The following is a 14,551-nucleotide window of genomic DNA, read 5'->3' as shown; positions in this document are numbered from 1 at the left end:
CCCTAGTGACCGTGCTCGGCCTCGCCCTTGGCGAGCTCGGCTTTGAGGAGGAAGGCGTTCGTGCCGGCGACCCGTTCAGCCCCGGTGAGGCCACGCAGGATTTCAGTCCGCCCCCCGGCCTGACGACCGGCGAGCACCGGACGGGCCTGGAAGCCGTTCGGGACCTGAACGAAGACGACGGTGTTGCCGTCGACGGTCTGGACGGACTCGGTCGGCACGGTGAGACCGCCGGTCGTCTCGCCCGTCACGATCGCCCCCGTGACGGCGGAACCGGCCGGCGGGAGGACAGAGCCCGTCGGCCGGGCCCGAATGACCGTGGCGCCGCTTTCGCCGCCCGCGCCTGCGGCAACGCCGGTGACGATGGCGTCGAAGTCGCCGCTGGGGTTGCTGACCCGCAGAGGCGCCCCGGCCCTTACATTGGCGGCCAAAGCAGGCGGCGCGTTGAAGACGAGCTCAACCCTGGCCGGGTTGGTGACCTCGGCGACAACGCCGCCAGGGGCGACGAAGCCGCCCGGTCCGACCTGGACGCTGGTCACGACTCCGGTGATGGGGCTGGTGACGCTGAGGCGGCCCGAAGCGTTGGGCGAGCCCGCCGCGCTGGACCGCGCGCGAGCCGCGCGGGCGCCGGCTTCGGCGCTGAGCAGTTGCGCGCGGGACGCCTCGACCTCCTGTCGGGCGACAACGCCCTGGTCCGCCAGATTGCGGTTGCGTTGATAAGCCTGGCGCGCCACTTCAGTTTCGGCGGCCGCCGCGTCTGCGTCCGCGCGGAACGTCGCCGCTTCACCGCTGACGACGCTCGCCAGGGGCTGACCGATCCGGACCGACTGGCCCGGAGCTACGAGAACCCGCTCGACCCGCCCGCCGACGGACGCCGCCACAGCGGCGCGCGCGTCGACCATGGGCTCGACCCGCCCGGAGAGCCGGGTTTCGGCGCCCCCTCCCCGACCGACGCCGACCACGATCAGGTTGGCGGCCTGGGCCTGGGCCGCGCTCAGAGCGACGAAGCCTTCCGGCGCTTCGGCCTCGCCTTCGTGGCCGGCTTCGCCCTCGGCATGAGCGCCCTCTTCTTCAGCGTGACCCGCCTCACCCTCGGCGGCGGCTGGAGCGGCGTCCGGCCCGCGCGTGAGCAGGAACAGCCCGCCTCCGCCAAGCAGAACGACGGCGGCGGCGCCGCCGATCAGCAACGTCTTGTTGGATGTGCGCTTGCGCATCATTGGGCTCCTTGGAAGGGGGCGCGGCCGTCCTGGCGCGCGAGTTCAATCTCGGCCTGGACACGTGCAAGGCGTGCATCGACGGCCGAAGTCCGAGCTGAGATCAGGGCGGTGCGTGTGACCCGCAGTTCGAGCTGGGAGATCCTCCCGGCTTCGGTTCCAATCCGCGACAGACGGTAGGCTTCCTCAGCGGACGCCACCCCTGCATCGGCGGCGGAGACCCGGCTGACGGAGGCGGCAAGCCGCGCCCGCGCCGCGGCGCGATCGGCCTGGGCTTCCTGACGGGCTCCAAGAAGCCGCGCGTCCGCAGCCCGGAAGTCGGCCTGCGCCGCGTCTATGTTCCCGCGGTTGCGGTCGAACAGGGGCAGCGGCATGCTGACGCCGAAAGTCAACGCCGTCGCGTCCTCCATCTCGTATCGACGGACACCGACGCTGGCGTTGATGTCCGGGCGCGAGCGGATTCGCTCCACGTCGATCCGGCGTTCGGCGGCCGCGCGGTGAGCCTCGGCGACGCGAACGGTCGGCGCATCCGCCGGGGCCGCGAAGGTGGCGGCAGGCGCGAGGTCCAGCAGGCTGGCGTCGATGGTCGTCACCGGAGCCGCCAGCATGGCGACTGCGGTCAGTCGCGCGAAGGCCGCGTCGCGCTCCGCGACGGCCTCATCGCGCGAGGCACGCGCCGCAGCCGCTTCGCTTTCACCCTGGATGCCGCGCAGCAGTGGCTCACGGCCTTCTTCGACAAGAACGAGGGCGGCCCTCGCATCGGCGATGGTCAAGGTAAGGCTTTCCTCGGCGAGCACGGCCCGCCGTTGAGCGGCTTCCGCATCGGCATAGACCTGTGCGAGTCGTCCGGCGGCGTCGATGATGGCGAGGTCCCGTTGCAGCGCCGCGGTTCCGGCTTCCGCGCGGGCGACATTCACCCGCGCGGTTCGGCGTCCCCAGAGCTCAAGGTCCTGACTGATCGACAAGGTGGTTTCTGCGTTGGCGTAGCCTGAGAAGGGCCCCGTGCCGAACGCGTTTTCGGCGTCGAGAGCGATCGTCGGATTAGGCCTGACACGGGCCTGGCGGACACGCGCTTCAGCGGCGTCGGACAGGGCGCCGGCTTCAAGGGTGGCCGGGGTTTGATCGAGCTGGGCGAGCAGCTCGGCGAACGACGGAGCGGGGTCAGCCCAAGCGGGACTGGCCAGCACGGCCGCAAATGCGGCCAGCGCGCAGCCGACCGCGAAACGCGGCGGCCTGCGATGTGAGGGAGGCATGATTCATCTTCCAGAAATTTGACACGAGATCGCGCGCACGGCGGCGCAGACGTCGTGTCAGACTCTGGGCGGACGCTTCAGGCCGTCGGGCGAGATCGACGACGGAAAATCACTCGAGGGGAAGGCGTGAACCGGCCTTGCGTGGATTTGCATCGCGATGTCGTCGGCGACATCCGCACGGGCGGTTCCGTTGTGGTGGCAGTGGCCGTGGGTGCAGACTCCGTGCCCACCGCCAAGGTCGCCCTGGTCGCTATCGCCTGCATCCTGAGCGACCATGGCGTGAGCCGAGGTCGTCTCTGGGGCGCAGGTCGCGGCGTCAGCGATCGGGGCGACGAAAAACACGGCGGAGACCAGGGTCACCGCCAGTATCAGTCTTGCCCATGTCGCAATTGGCCACGCCATCGCGTGGTGGATACTTTCATTCGGGCGATCAAGCAATCTGTTACAGTGTTCGGGGGCTGCGACTGTTTCGAGTGACCACCAATCCGCGGTGAGGGAGAGGGAAAGTCGACATGCAAGGCCGAGAGTGGCGCGTCGTCGGCCATCTCGACCTATTCAGCAACGTCGAGCGATCTTTAAGCGAGCGCACGCTGATCGCGTCCGATTCTTTCGCTGCGTCTGCAGGTGGATCGAGATTGCAGAATGCGCAATCTTCACCTGAGTAGCGCTCCCGCTATCAGGTCGGGCCATCGTGAACCGGTCAGCCAGACCGCTCCGCCGGTCGCCGCGACGCCAGGCTCTGGGTAAGGTCGTTGCGCGCGCATAGCCAGAGCGAGCGGACGTTGGCGTCGCCTGCGCAGTGGCTTACCAGCAGTAAGCCGGCCAGGGCGTTGGCGAAGAAGCCCAGAGGGCCCAGTCCGGTGATGCCACGGGACGGCGCCCCGGAGGTGGCTCGCGAGATCGCGTAGCTGAGGAATAACAGCACCAACGCAACGAGGCTGGCGCCTTGGCCATTGGCCGCCCCGGACTGCACGGCGACCGAACGTCCGATCACGGCCAGGCTGATGCCGTAGGTGGCGCGTCGGCCAGGAAGTTGAGCACATTGGCGCCCAGGGGGCGCCGAGCCTTGCAGGGACACGCCGCTGGCTATGGCCATAAAGGCGGCGCAGTTGACGGCGATCACCGCGATCATGATGCGCCGGTAGGCGGGGTGGCGCTGTCGAACCTGGAGGCCACGCCGCAACTGCAGCCGGGCGAGGAAGTGCACAGGACGAGAGGGGGTTCAGTCATCGGATTACCCTTTCGCGAGAAGCATGCATCTCCCAATGGCTAGACGATCATGCCGAGAATGCATGGCTTCCATGAAAGAAACGCCTGTCAGATAAAACCAGCTTGATCCTCTAGTAACTAGAGGGCCCAAAATCAGTTGAAATCCATTGGAGGCTTCATGATCACCATGCACCCGACGCGACGCGTTCCCGGCCGCCTGCAGACGATCGCCTTCGCGCTCGCGGCGCTGATCGCCGTCGTGGATCAGGCCGCCAAGGCCGCGGCGCGCGCTCAGCTGGACGCTCCGATCAACCTCACGCCGTTTCTCGCGCTGCGTCTCGGGTTCAACCCCGGCGTCACCTTCGGCCTGTTCGCCGGCTCAGGCGCCGTCGGCCGCTGGGCGCTGAGCGCCGTGGCCTCCCTGATCATCGGCGCCCTGCTGGCGTGGATCTGGCGCACGCGCAGCGCCGTGACGGCGGCCGCCGCAGGCCTCATCGCCGGTGGAGCGATCGGGAACCTCGTCGACCGGCTACGCTTTGGCGCGGTCACCGATTTTATCGATCTTCATTGGGGGGCGGCGCACTGGCCGACCTTCAACCTCGCCGATGCGGCCATTGTCTGCGGCGTCGCGCTGCTCCTCCTCACCGTCCGGGGCTCGGACAGCCGCGCGGCGTCCTCGACCCTGGGACGGGCGGCGCGATGAGGCTTCCCGCCGAACAGAGGGCGATCGCCGTCCGCTCGGCGCCGGCGATTCTCATCACCGCCTCAGCGGCGGCCTCCGCCTGGCTGCGGCTTTCCCCGCCCCTTCTCGGCGCGGCGCGCGACATGGCGACGGCCGATAGGCTGGCCTATGCCCTGCAGGCGAATCTCCCGGTCTTCCTGTGGCTCGCGGGGTGTTTGAGGGTGGTGGCCAGCATCCGGTTCCGGTCCGACGCCGACCGGCCGGGTCCGCCGATGCGGCGCCCGGCGCCAGGCTCGCCCTACCCGCCGCCGTGCTACAGAACTCGCTTGAACAGACCGTTCTGGCGGTGAGCGCCCACCTGGTGCTCGCCACCGTGCTGCGCGGCGAGGAGATGATCCTGCTGCCGGTGTTGGTCCCTCTTTATCTGGTTGGTCGGGGTTTCTTCGCCCTGGGTTACGCGCAGGGCGCGGCGGCCCCGGCCTTCGGCATGGCGCTCACCGGCGCCTCCACGATTGCCGCCTTCGGCATCGCCGTCGTCCTGATGGGGCTGGGCCGATGATCCCTCCCCGCCCCAGATGCCTTTCACCCGCCGTTACGAGCTGACGCGATGCCCCTCCCCTCTCCCGCCTCGTCCGGGTTGCGCCCCATCGGCAAACTGGCCGCCGCCACGGGCGTCAAGGTTCCGACCATCCGCTTCTATGAAGAAATCGGCTTGCTTCCGCCGCCGCCGCGCACCGCCAGCGACCGGCGCATGTATGACGACGCGGCGGAGCGCCGCCTGTCATTCATCCGGCATGCCCGCCAGCTGGGCTTCGATCTGGATTCGATCCGCTCCTTGCTTGATCTGTCGGATCACCCCGATCGGCCCTGCGCCGAGGCCAGCACCCTGGCCGAACGTCATCTCGCCGATGTGAAACAGAAGATCGCCCGGCTCCGCGCCCTCCAGCGCGAACTGTCGCGGATGACGACGGAATGCGCCGGGGGCCGGGTCTCCGCCTGCAAGGTGATCGAGGCGTTGCACGATCCATCCGCGCCGCTTTGACCCTGTGGAAGATCCGGAAGGCGCAAAGACCCCGGAGCCATTAGCCCACCGCGACGTTTGGAGGCGATTGGCGGCTCCCGTCGCGGACCGCCCGTCCTTCTGGAGGATTTCGATGACGCATCGGCCGACCTCGCGACACGGCGACCAGACCCTGGCCCTGCTGACAGACCCTTATCGGCGCCTTTCCCACCTGTTCGAGCAGGCCGGCGCCGACGTCGTCGAGACCCGCCTGGCGCTGAAGGAGACGACCTGTCTGAGAGGCCGCGAGGCGGCGCGGATCTTCTATGACGAGACCCGCATCGTGCGGGCGGGCGCCATGCCGGCGCCGGTCCGCCGCACGCTGCTCGGCGAGGGCGGCGTCCAGGGGCTGGACGGCGAGGCCCACCGCGCCCGCAAGGGCGTGTTCATGTCCCTGATGTCGCCAGCCCGTGTCGCGCGACTGGGCGAACTGTTCGAAGCGGAGTGGCGGCGCGCGGCCGTCGAATGGGCCGGCGAGGACGACATCGTGCTGTATGACGCCTTGCAGCCGGTGCTAACGCGGGCCGTCTGCGCCTGGGCCGGCGTGCCGCTCGAGCCGCACGAAGAGGCGAAACGGGTCCGTCACCTGAGGGCGCTGTTCGACGCGGCGGGATCGCGGGGCCCCCGGCATCTGTGGTCGAGGCACGCGCGTCGCCGCGTCGACGCCTGGCTGGGCTCGATCATTGAAGACATTCGCGCCGGCCGTCTGTCGCCGGATCCGGACACGGCCGCCCACGCCTGGGCCTGGACCCGCGCCGCGGACGGCGAACCGTTGCCGATCCACACGGCGGCGGTCGAACTGGCCAATGTATTGCGGCCGACTGTCGCGACCTCGGTCTACATCGTGTTTGTGGCGCACGCGATGCAGGCTCACCCGGATGCGGCCCGTCTGGCCGACGCCGACGCCGGACGTCGCCGCGCCTTCGTCCAGGAAGTCCGACGCTTCTATCCGTTCTTCCCGGCAGTGATCGGGCGTGTGCGCGCGCCGTTTCGCTGGCGCGACCTGGTCTTCCCGGAGGGCCGTCAGGTGGTCCTCGACCTCTATGGCTCCAATCACGATCCCGCACACTGGACTGATCCCGAGGCGTTCCGGCCGGAGCGGTTCAGCGACGGCTCCGGAGATCCGTTCGGTCTCATCCCCCAGGGCGGTGGGGATGCGGCGACCGGTCACCGTTGCCCTGGCGAAGGGATCGTCGTGGAGCTGATGGAGCGCGCCGTCGGCCTGCTCGCCGACCTGAACTACCGGCTGCCGGATCAGGATCTGGAGATCGACTTCCGCCGCCTGCCGGCCCTCCCCGGAAGCGGGTTCCGAATGGAGACGCGCGACGCGGCCCTCAATGAGGGGGGCGCCTGATGCCGCTTCCTCGGGCTGGCCGGGGCCCTTCTCTCCCATCCACTCGCAGCAAAGGCTGACGCCATGAGCCGTTCGACGACCTCCTACGACCTGGTGATCATCGGCGGCGGGCCGGGCGGATACCCGTGTGCGATCCGGGCGAGCCAGCTCGGCCTGTCGGTGGCGGTCATCGACGACCGCGAACTGCTCGGGGGGACCTGCCTGAACATCGGGTGCATTCCGTCCAAGGCGCTGCTCCAGGCCACCGAGCGGCTGGAGATGGCGCGCAATCTCGAAGCGTTCGGCGTCATGGTAGACAATGTGCGGGCCGATCTTGACGGTGTCATGCGGCACAAGGGCAAGGTGGTGACCGAGCTTGGCGAAGGGGTCGCCTACCTCCTGCGCAAGCACAAGGTCGCCCGCTTCCAGGGCCGCGGGCGGCTGCTGGCGCGCGACCGGGTGGAGGTGCGCGCCGCGGACGGCGCTTTCGAGGTGCAGGCCAGCAAGGCGGTGGTCATCGCCAGCGGATCGGAAGCGGCGACCTTGCCCGACCTGCCCATCGACGAGCGGCGAATCGTCACCTCCGCCGGCGCCCTGAGCCTGACGGCGGCGCCGCGCCATCTGGCGGTGATCGGCGGCGGCTACGTCGGACTGGAGCTGGGGTCGGTCTGGCGTCGGCTCGGCAGCGAGGTCACGGTCATCGAAGTGCTCGACCGGATCGCCTCCGGCGTCGACTCGGAGATGTCGGCGGCGCTGCACAAGGTGCTCGAGGCCCAGGGCTTCCAGTTCTGCCTTGGGCACAAGGTGGTCGGATCGCGGATGGAGGGCGACGACGTCGTCCTCGACGTCGAGCCCGTGGGCGATGGCGCGCGAGGAACCATCAAGGCCGATGTCGTGCTGGTCTCCATCGGCCGACGGCCCGCAACCGCCAGGCTCGATCTGGAAACGGTCGGCATTGCGCCCGACCGCAGGGGCTTTATTCCGGTGGACGAAGGGTTCCGGACCAGCGCCGACGGGGTCTACGCCATCGGCGACGTCATCGGCGGCGCCATGCTGGCCCACAAGGCGGAGGAGGAAGGGATCGCCCTGGCCGAACGCCTGGCGGGGGGCGCGGGCCATGTGGACTACGGAACGATTCCGGCGGTCGTCTATACCTGGCCGGAACTGGCCTCAGTCGGGCGCACCGAGGACGACCTCAAGGCGGCCGGCGTGGCCTATCGCGTCGGGCGCTTTCCGTTCTCGGCAAACGCCATGGCCAAGGCGCGGTTGGAGAAGAACGGGTTGGTCAAGGTGTTGGCGGACGCCAGGACGGACAAGATTCTCGGCGTGCACATCCTGGGGCCGGACGCCGGCAGTCTGATCCATGAAGCGGTCGCCGTCATGCAATTCGGCGCGGCGGCCGAGGACGTGGCGCGGACGAGCCATGCGCATCCGACGCTTCCGGAAGCCTTGCGCGAGGCATGCCTGGCTGTGGCCGACCGCACGATCCACCTGTAACGAGCGCCGCGCCGCGTAGCTGCCCGGGCTGGCCACGCAGCGCCGTGGCGTCTCGGCGGACGGGGAGCCGTCGCCGCCTGCGAGCCCGGCCGCGTCGCGAATAAAGCGCGACAGTGCCGTCGCCTGAATGCTATTGCGAGCCGCTCACAACTAGGTCTCCCATGCGCCCTCTGCTCCGCCTTTTCGCCCTGATGCTTGCGATGGGGCTGTCCGCACCCGCCCTGGCCCAGGCGCCGTCCGCCTCCGAGGCCCAGGTCGCCTGGCGACTGCTCGACTATGTGGCGGTCGACTATGCCGGCGCGGTTGCCAATGGTCAGGTGACCAATCCGGCCGAATACGGCGAGATGATCGAGTTCGGCGGCCAGATCCGGACCCGCCTGGACGCCCTGCCGCCGAACCCGGCCAAGGCCGGCCTGATCCGTGACGCGGAGGCCCTGCAGGCGGCCATCCTCGACAAGGCCGACCCGGGGGTCGTCGGGGCCCGGGCCAAGGCGCTGGCCGGCGCGGTGCTGGCGGCCTATCCGAGCCCGCTCGCGCCTTCGTTCCCGCCTGATCTGGCCCGCGGCGCGACCCTCTATGCCGAGCAATGCTCGGTCTGCCATGGCGTGACCGGACGCGCCGACGGACCGGGCGCCGAGGGGCTCGACCCGCCTGCGATCGCCTTCGCGGATGTGGAGCGCGCCCGTCAGCGCAGCGTGTTCGGCCTCTACCAGGTGATCGATCAGGGGCTCGAGGGCACGGCCATGGCCAGCTTCGCCCATCTGCCGGCCGAGGATCGCTGGGCCTTGGCCTTCTACGTGGGCCGGTTCGCCTTCACCGACGCCGAAGCCGCCGAAGGTCGACGCCTCTGGGAGAGCGACGCGGCGATCCGCGCCGCGTTCCCTGACCTGGCCGCCCTCACCCAGGCCACCCCGGCGGAGCTGGCGACAAGGATCGGCGAGACGAAGGCGCGGGCGGTCATCGCTCACCTGCGTCGCCATCCCGAGGCGACGGTTCGCGCCGAGGGATCGACCCTGACCCTGGCCCGGACGCGACTGGCCGAAAGCGAGGCCGCCTATCGCCGGGGCGACCGCAAGGCCGCGACCGACCTCGCCCTCTCGGCCTATCTCGACGGCGTCGAACCGGTGGAGCCGGCGCTCGGCGCTCGTGACGGCGTCTTGCTGCGGCGGGTCGAGACGGCCATGACCGACCTGCGCATCTCGATCAGCAGGCGCGCGCCGACCCAGGAGGTCGCGGACCGGGTCGCCCGCGCGAACGCCCTGCTGGACACGGCCGAACGCGCCCTCGCGCCCCAGGAGGCGGACAATCTCGCCAGCTTCCTCGGCGCTTTCACCATCCTGCTGCGCGAAGGGCTGGAAGCCATCCTCATCGTGGTGGCGATGAGCGCTACGTCCACGGCGGCTGGGTGGCCGCGCTGGTCGCCGGCGGCGCCACCTGGGCGGCCGCGACCTTCTTCATCTCCATCAGCGGCGCCAGCCGGGAGCTCACCGAAGGATTCGGCTCGCTCCTGGCGGCCGTGGTGCTCGTCTCGGTCGGCATCTGGATGCATGGGAAGTCGCACGCCGACGCCTGGCAGACCTATATCCGCGACAAGCTCTCCCACGCGCTGTCGAAGCGGTCGGCCTGGTTCCTGTTCCTGCTGGCCTTCATCGTCGTCTATCGCGAGGTGTTCGAGACCATCCTCTTCTATGCGGCGATCTGGAGCCAGGGCGGCCATCTCGGCATGCTGGCCGGCGCCCTGACGGCGGTGGCCATCCTGGCCGTGGTGGCCTGGGCCTTGCTGGCCTACAGCATGCGCCTCCCGATCGGCCGGTTCTTCTCGCTGAGCTCGATCCTCATGGCCATCCTGTCGGTCGTCCTCGTCGGCAAGGGCGTGGCTGCGCTGCAGGAGGCGGGCTGGCTCGATGTCCATCCGCTGGAGTGGATCCCCCGCATCGAGATCCTCGGTCTTTATCCGACGGTCGAGGGCGTCGCCGTTCAGCTTCTGACGATTGCTATCCTCGTGGTCGGCTTCTCCCGGCATGCGGCGCCGAAGGGCGCGCGCCCAGCCTCTTGAGCGGGCGTCTCCGCCTGAGGCCCAACTGCGGCCCGCGGGTTTCGGAGCTCCTTGGGCGCCGATAGCCGCGCAGTCCGCGGATACCCAGGGTGCGGGGGCCGCCTATAGTGTGCGAGGCCTCCCTTGGTGCGGAGATTAGGCGTCCTATTCTCCGCACTTCACGCGGAGAACAGCCTTGCTCCTGCGGCGCATAACGCCCATATTCCCCGCAAGGAGTGCGGGGAATGGCGCAATACATCCATGAGATCGAAGGCTGGCCGCGTCTGGAATGGCGCGCTGACGCGCTTGCCGATCGCCTCCCAGCCGTCCGTCATCGCCAAGGCCTTCTGCTTGGCCGGATGCACACGCTCGGCTTCGACCTCCGCGCTGAAGCCGTCCTCGAGACCCTTACCGAAGATGTCCTGAAATCCAGCGAAATCGAAGGCGAGCTGCTCGACAAGGATCAGGTGCGATCCTCCATCGCCCGCCGCCTCGGCATGGATATCGGGGCCCTCGCCCCCGCGGATCGCAACGTCGAAGGCGTCGTCGAAATGATGCTCGACGCGACCCAGAACTTTGCGTCTCCGCTCACCGAGGAACGGCTGTTCGGCTGGCACGCCGCCCTGTTTCCGACCGGACGCAGCGGCATGACGAAGATCGTCGTCGGCGCCTGGCGCAACGAGAGCTCCGGCCCGATGCAGGTCGTCTCGGGCCCCTTCGGACGAGAGCGCGTGCACTATGAAGCGCCGCCCGCCGCCCGTCTGCAGGACGAGATGCGCGCGTTCCTCGACTGGTTCACTGACGAGCCGCGGACGGATCCGGTCCTCAAGGCCGCGATCGCCCACCTGTGGTTCGTGACCATCCACCCGTTCGACGACGGGAACGGCCGGATCGCCCGGGCGATCGCCGACATGGCGCTCGCCCGTTCCGAGAAAAGCGCCCAGCGGTTCTACAGCATGTCCGCCCAGATCCGGCTGGAGCGCAAGGACTACTACGCGACCCTGGAGACGACCCAGAAAGGCGCGCTGGACGTGACCCTCTGGCTGGACTGGTTCCTCGGCTGCCTCGATCGCGCATTCGACGGCGCGGAAACCACCCTGACCCATGTGATGCGCAAGGCGCGCTTCTGGGAGGCGCTCGCAGGTCAGACGTTGAGCGAGCGCCAGAGCACGGTCATCAACCGGCTGCTCGACGGCTTCGAAGGCAAGCTCACCTCGACCAAATGGGCGGCGCTGACGAAGTCCTCGCCCGACACGGCCTTGCGCGACATCAAAGATCTGGTGGACCGGGGCATCCTCGTGAAGGATGACGGCGGGGGACGCAGCACAAGCTATTCTCTGGTCGATCGAGGATAAGCGCCTCCCCATGGCGCCGGCGAGGCTCTGCGCCGTGCGGCTCCACTGAAGACCCTGCCTCGACAGGGAGGATCGCAATTCGCCAGTTCTGGCGCGTTACCGCCAAAAACGCAGCCTCAGGCCTGGCGTGCGATAGCAATGGCCGAGAGGTCGGACGCGGCATCCACCAAAACTCCGGCCGCCTTGCGCTCCGAATAGCGGTCCACGAGCTGAACGGCGTGGGGCCGGACCAGGATGGTGAAGCGCACCAGTTCCTCCATCACATCGACAATCCGCTCATAGTAGGCCGAGGGTTTCATCCGGCCGGCCTCGTCGAATTCCTGGAAGGCCTTGGCCACGCTCGACTGGTTGGGGATGGTGACCATCCGCATCCAGCGGCCCAGAAGGCGCAGAGTGTTGACGGCGTTGAAGCTCTGGGACCCGCCCGACACCTGCATGACGGCGAGCGTCCGGCCCTGGGTCGGGCGCATGCCGCCCAGGCTCAACGGCAGGTGATCGATCTGCAGCTTCATCAGTCCGGAGACCTGGCCGTGCCGCTCCGGGCTGCACCAGACCATGCCCTCCGACCACAAGGCGTGTTCGCGCAACTCGCGCACCGCCGGGTGGTCGTCGTCGCCGGGCGCGCCCGGCAGGGGCAGGTCGGTGGGGTCGAAGATGCGGGTCTCGCATCCCATTTGCTGCAGCAGGCGGGCCGCTTCCTCGACGCAGAACCGCGAATACGACCGCTCGCGCAGCGATCCGTACAGGAGAAGGATACGCGGCGCCGGCTCGGTCGGGCCCAGTCCACGGGCGGGATCGGCGGACAGATAGGCCGCGTCCAGAGCCGGCAGATGATCCGGGTCCGGCAGCGAGCGCAGGCGGGTGAAGGTCATCACAGGTCCTTGGTCAGACAGGCGGCCGACGCCGGCCAGACGTCCGCGAAGTCCGACGTGCGGACGAGCGATAGACCGGGCCGGTCCTATTAAGGTCACTACAGGACGGTGAACAGCAATCGCTCGGGACCGCGCCGAGACCGCGACACCCTGACCGTCGCCAAACCCCGCGGGATCCTTCAGAGAGTCAAAGGCGGCGGTTGACGGATACGAGGCAAGAAGCTGCGGGCAACAACATTCCAAGGCACTATTTTCCCGTGACCTGCTCGCGGGTCGATCTCCGCAAAAATTAGTTCGGTCTTTTCAGCAGATTTCAGGGGCCTTCACCGCAATGCGCCATGCCAATGGACAGGCGAGCGCTCGCCAGCAAAAGATTTTTGGTAGCGGTGTGGTAGCGGCGTAAAAAATAGGGTGGGCGATCCCGTTGGGATCGCCCTGCCATAACCTATTGATTGCCTTGGCAATCTCGACTGGAGCGGGCGAAGAGATTCGAACTCTCGACCCCAACCTTGGCAAGGTTGTGCTCTACCCCTGAGCTACGCCCGCGATCCGTAAGGCGCCGCGTGTGCGCCCCGTCGAGGAGGGGGCGTATAGCGGAGGGTCGAACGATCCTGCAAGCTCTTTTTTGCGCCTATCGCGCTTCGCCCTGCCTGAGCCGGACCGGCCCCCGAACCGCCGCCCCTGGCCCCCCGGCCGCTCGCGGCCGGAGCGTCTTTCGCGCTCGAGCAGCGAGCGGCCGCACCTCGTCCCCGCGCAGGTGGGAACGCGAGCATAGCGCCCTTGCGCGCCTCAGCGCGGCGCCAGGCGGATGGCGCCGTCCAGGCGGATGCATTCGCCGTTGATATAGACGTTGCGCGCCAGCTCCAGCACCAGGGACGCATAGTCGGCCGGCGTGCCCAGGCGGCTGGGGAAGGGGATGGCGGCGGCCAGGGCGTCCTGGATCTTCTGGTCCATGCCGGCCATCATCGGCGTCCACATGATGCCGGGCAGGATGGTGTTGCAGCGCACCCCTTCCTGGGCCAGGTCGCGCGCGATCGGCAGGGTCATGGCGTAGACACCGCCCTTGGACGCCGAATAGGCCGCCTGGCCGATCTGGCCGTCCTGCGCCGCCACCGAGGCCGTGTTGACGATCAGGCCGCGCTCGCCGTCCGCCATCCGCTCCAGCGCTGCCATGCCCGCCGCCGATTGCGACAGGACGCGGAAGGTGCCGAACAGATTGACTCGCACGGTGCGTTCGAACTGGGCCATGTCGTGGGCCTTGATCTCGCCGGTGTCCTTCTTGCGCGAGACGGTCTTCATGCCGGTGGCGATCCCGGCGCAGTTGACGGTCAGCCGTTCCTGGCCATGGGCGGCGCGGGCCTTTTCGAAGGCTGAGGCGACCGAGGCGTCGTCTGTGACGTCCACCTGGCAGAAGACGCCGCCGATCTCGGCCGCGATCGCCTCGCCCTTCTCTGCGTTCAGGTCGAACAGGGCCACCTTGGCGCCGGTGGCGGCGATGGCGCGGGCCGTGCCCTCGCCCAGGCCCGAGGCCCCGCCCGTGACGACGGCGGCGATGCTGCTGTCCAGTTTCATCCTGTTCGTTCCTATGTAATGTTGAACCCGAGTTTCGATTGAGGATTTAGCGGCCATGACCGCCAAAGCCAAACCCGCCGATCCCGCCGACGCCCTGGACCCCAAGAAGGCGCTGGTTCCCGCCGTCGTCAGGATCAACGAGGCCCGCGTGGCCAGGGGCTTCTGGCCCAAGATCCAGCGCACCGCCGCCCGCATCCCCTTCGCGGACCAGGCCCTGGCCGCCTGGTACGCCGCGCGCGACCCCCAGACCCCGATGGCGGCCAAGGGGATGATCCTCGCCGGCCTGGCCTATTTCGTCCTGCCGGTGGACGCCATTCCCGACCTCTTCGCCGGCATCGGCTATACCGACGACGCGGCGGTCATCACCGCCGTCCTGGCCATGGTCGGCGCCAACATCAAACGCCGCCACCGCGACCTGGCCGAAGACGCGGTCCAGCGGCTGAAGGCGAAATGACGATCCTCCCTCGCTGCG

15 protein-coding genes, 1 tRNA gene and 1 pseudogene are annotated in these 14,551 nt (G+C 68.8%); 10 read left to right on the top strand and 7 right to left on the bottom strand.

Annotated elements, in window-relative coordinates:
• Positions 1-2 precede the first annotated feature (2 nt).
• From DI624_RS09590 to DI624_RS09580, 3 genes are read right to left on the bottom strand one after another with little or no spacing between them, the layout of a single operon-like run.
• Positions 3-1,211: an efflux RND transporter periplasmic adaptor subunit gene (locus DI624_RS09590; RefSeq protein WP_112863179.1), complete on the bottom strand. Its 1,209-nt coding sequence runs from the start codon at positions 1,209-1,211 to the stop codon at positions 3-5.
• On the bottom strand, positions 1,211-2,464 hold the full coding sequence (locus DI624_RS09585) for a TolC family protein (protein WP_135194152.1): 1,254 nt from the start codon (positions 2,462-2,464) through the stop codon (positions 1,211-1,213). Before DI624_RS09585 ends, DI624_RS09590 begins: the two co-directional genes overlap by 1 nt.
• Positions 2,465-2,521: 57 nt before the next feature.
• On the bottom strand, positions 2,522-2,788 hold the full coding sequence (locus DI624_RS09580; protein ID WP_367142109.1) for a hypothetical protein: 267 nt from the start codon (positions 2,786-2,788) through the stop codon (positions 2,522-2,524).
• On the opposite strand from DI624_RS09580, the gene DI624_RS16145 reads away from it, so the two are divergent.
• Positions 2,672-2,941 (top strand): hypothetical protein, encoded by a 270-nt coding sequence (locus tag DI624_RS16145; protein ID WP_367142108.1) that lies wholly within the window; start codon positions 2,672-2,674, stop codon positions 2,939-2,941. The two genes, DI624_RS09580 and DI624_RS16145, sit on opposite strands and share 117 nt — an antisense overlap.
• A gap of 223 nt (positions 2,942-3,164) precedes the next feature.
• On the opposite strand, the gene DI624_RS09575 is transcribed toward DI624_RS16145, so the two are convergent.
• Entirely contained in the window at positions 3,165-3,596 is a 432-nt protein-coding gene (locus DI624_RS09575) for a hypothetical protein (RefSeq protein WP_008262257.1), read from the bottom strand.
• 255 nt (positions 3,597-3,851) lie between these two features.
• Here DI624_RS09575 and lspA point away from each other — a divergent pair, with 255 nt between their 5' ends.
• From lspA to DI624_RS09530, 8 genes and pseudogenes are all read left to right on the top strand, one after another.
• The gene (gene lspA, locus DI624_RS09570) at positions 3,852-4,376 is read left to right on the top strand and encodes a signal peptidase II (protein WP_008258720.1); all 525 of its coding nucleotides are present in this window, start codon (positions 3,852-3,854) and stop codon (positions 4,374-4,376) included.
• A 178-nt stretch (positions 4,377-4,554) separates the two neighbouring features.
• The gene (locus DI624_RS09565) at positions 4,555-4,914 is read left to right on the top strand and encodes an MAPEG family protein (RefSeq protein ID WP_083793338.1); all 360 of its coding nucleotides are present in this window, start codon (positions 4,555-4,557) and stop codon (positions 4,912-4,914) included.
• A gap of 78 nt (positions 4,915-4,992) precedes the next feature.
• On the top strand, positions 4,993-5,397 hold the full coding sequence (locus tag DI624_RS09560) for a helix-turn-helix domain-containing protein (protein WP_008263014.1): 405 nt from the start codon (positions 4,993-4,995) through the stop codon (positions 5,395-5,397).
• A gap of 112 nt (positions 5,398-5,509) precedes the next feature.
• On the top strand, positions 5,510-6,769 hold the full coding sequence (locus DI624_RS09555) for a cytochrome P450 (protein WP_008261169.1): 1,260 nt from the start codon (positions 5,510-5,512) through the stop codon (positions 6,767-6,769).
• 63 nt (positions 6,770-6,832) lie between these two features.
• Positions 6,833-8,245, top strand: coding sequence for a dihydrolipoyl dehydrogenase (lpdA, locus tag DI624_RS09550; RefSeq protein WP_183197504.1), 1,413 nt, complete (start codon positions 6,833-6,835; stop codon positions 8,243-8,245).
• 161 nt (positions 8,246-8,406) lie between these two features.
• Positions 8,407-8,985: pseudogene (locus DI624_RS16140) on the top strand (c-type cytochrome); the annotation flags it as partial.
• A 665-nt stretch (positions 8,986-9,650) separates the two neighbouring features.
• Positions 9,651-10,301: an FTR1 family protein gene (locus DI624_RS16135; protein WP_367142106.1), complete on the top strand. Its 651-nt coding sequence runs from the start codon at positions 9,651-9,653 to the stop codon at positions 10,299-10,301.
• 224 nt (positions 10,302-10,525) lie between these two features.
• A complete protein-coding gene (locus DI624_RS09530; protein ID WP_035307547.1) occupies positions 10,526-11,635 on the top strand; it encodes a Fic family protein in 1,110 nt (369 codons plus the stop codon).
• Positions 11,636-11,751: 116 nt separating this feature from the next.
• Here the strand turns inward: DI624_RS09530 and arsH are convergent, their stop codons facing one another.
• From arsH to DI624_RS09515, 3 genes are all read right to left on the bottom strand, one after another.
• Complete coding sequence (gene arsH, locus DI624_RS09525) at positions 11,752-12,507, bottom strand: arsenical resistance protein ArsH (protein ID WP_035307546.1); 756 nt, start codon at positions 12,505-12,507, stop codon at positions 11,752-11,754.
• Between the two features lie 471 nt (positions 12,508-12,978).
• A tRNA-Gly gene (locus DI624_RS09520) sits at positions 12,979-13,053 on the bottom strand.
• A 243-nt stretch (positions 13,054-13,296) separates the two neighbouring features.
• Positions 13,297-14,079 carry an SDR family NAD(P)-dependent oxidoreductase gene (locus tag DI624_RS09515; RefSeq protein WP_291537635.1) on the bottom strand — a complete coding sequence of 261 codons (783 nt, stop codon included), beginning with the start codon at positions 14,077-14,079 and terminating at the stop codon, positions 13,297-13,299.
• A gap of 55 nt (positions 14,080-14,134) precedes the next feature.
• On the opposite strand from DI624_RS09515, the gene DI624_RS09510 reads away from it, so the two are divergent.
• Entirely contained in the window at positions 14,135-14,533 is a 399-nt protein-coding gene (locus tag DI624_RS09510; protein WP_291537632.1) for a YkvA family protein, read from the top strand.
• The last annotated feature ends 18 nt before the right edge of the window (positions 14,534-14,551 follow it).

The organism is Brevundimonas sp., assembly GCF_003248455.1.
GTDB lineage: Bacteria > Pseudomonadota > Alphaproteobacteria > Caulobacterales > Caulobacteraceae > Brevundimonas.
The sequence above is the reverse complement of the archived record's forward strand: the minus strand, read 5'-3'. Positions and strand labels throughout refer to the sequence as shown.

Bases quoted from the DNA above. Each gene is read 5' to 3' on its own strand.
- DI624_RS09590 (WP_112863179.1), bottom strand. From the start codon at position 1,211: ATGCGCAAGCGCACATCCAACAAGACGTTGCTGATCGGCGGCGCCGCC.
- DI624_RS09585 (WP_135194152.1), bottom strand. From the start codon at position 2,464: ATGCCTCCCTCACATCGCAGGCCGCCGCGTTTCGCGGTCGGCTGCGCG.
- DI624_RS09575 (WP_008262257.1), bottom strand. From the start codon at position 3,596: ATGATCGCGGTGATCGCCGTCAACTGCGCCGCCTTTATGGCCATAGCC.
- lspA (WP_008258720.1), top strand. From the start codon at position 3,852: ATGATCACCATGCACCCGACGCGACGCGTTCCCGGCCGCCTGCAGACG.
- DI624_RS09555 (WP_008261169.1), top strand. From the start codon at position 5,510: ATGACGCATCGGCCGACCTCGCGACACGGCGACCAGACCCTGGCCCTG.
- lpdA (WP_183197504.1), top strand. From the start codon at position 6,833: ATGAGCCGTTCGACGACCTCCTACGACCTGGTGATCATCGGCGGCGGG.
- DI624_RS09530 (WP_035307547.1), top strand. From the start codon at position 10,526: ATGGCGCAATACATCCATGAGATCGAAGGCTGGCCGCGTCTGGAATGG.
- arsH (WP_035307546.1), bottom strand. From the start codon at position 12,507: ATGACCTTCACCCGCCTGCGCTCGCTGCCGGACCCGGATCATCTGCCG.
- DI624_RS09515 (WP_291537635.1), bottom strand. From the start codon at position 14,079: ATGAAACTGGACAGCAGCATCGCCGCCGTCGTCACGGGCGGGGCCTCG.
- DI624_RS09510 (WP_291537632.1), top strand. From the start codon at position 14,135: ATGACCGCCAAAGCCAAACCCGCCGATCCCGCCGACGCCCTGGACCCC.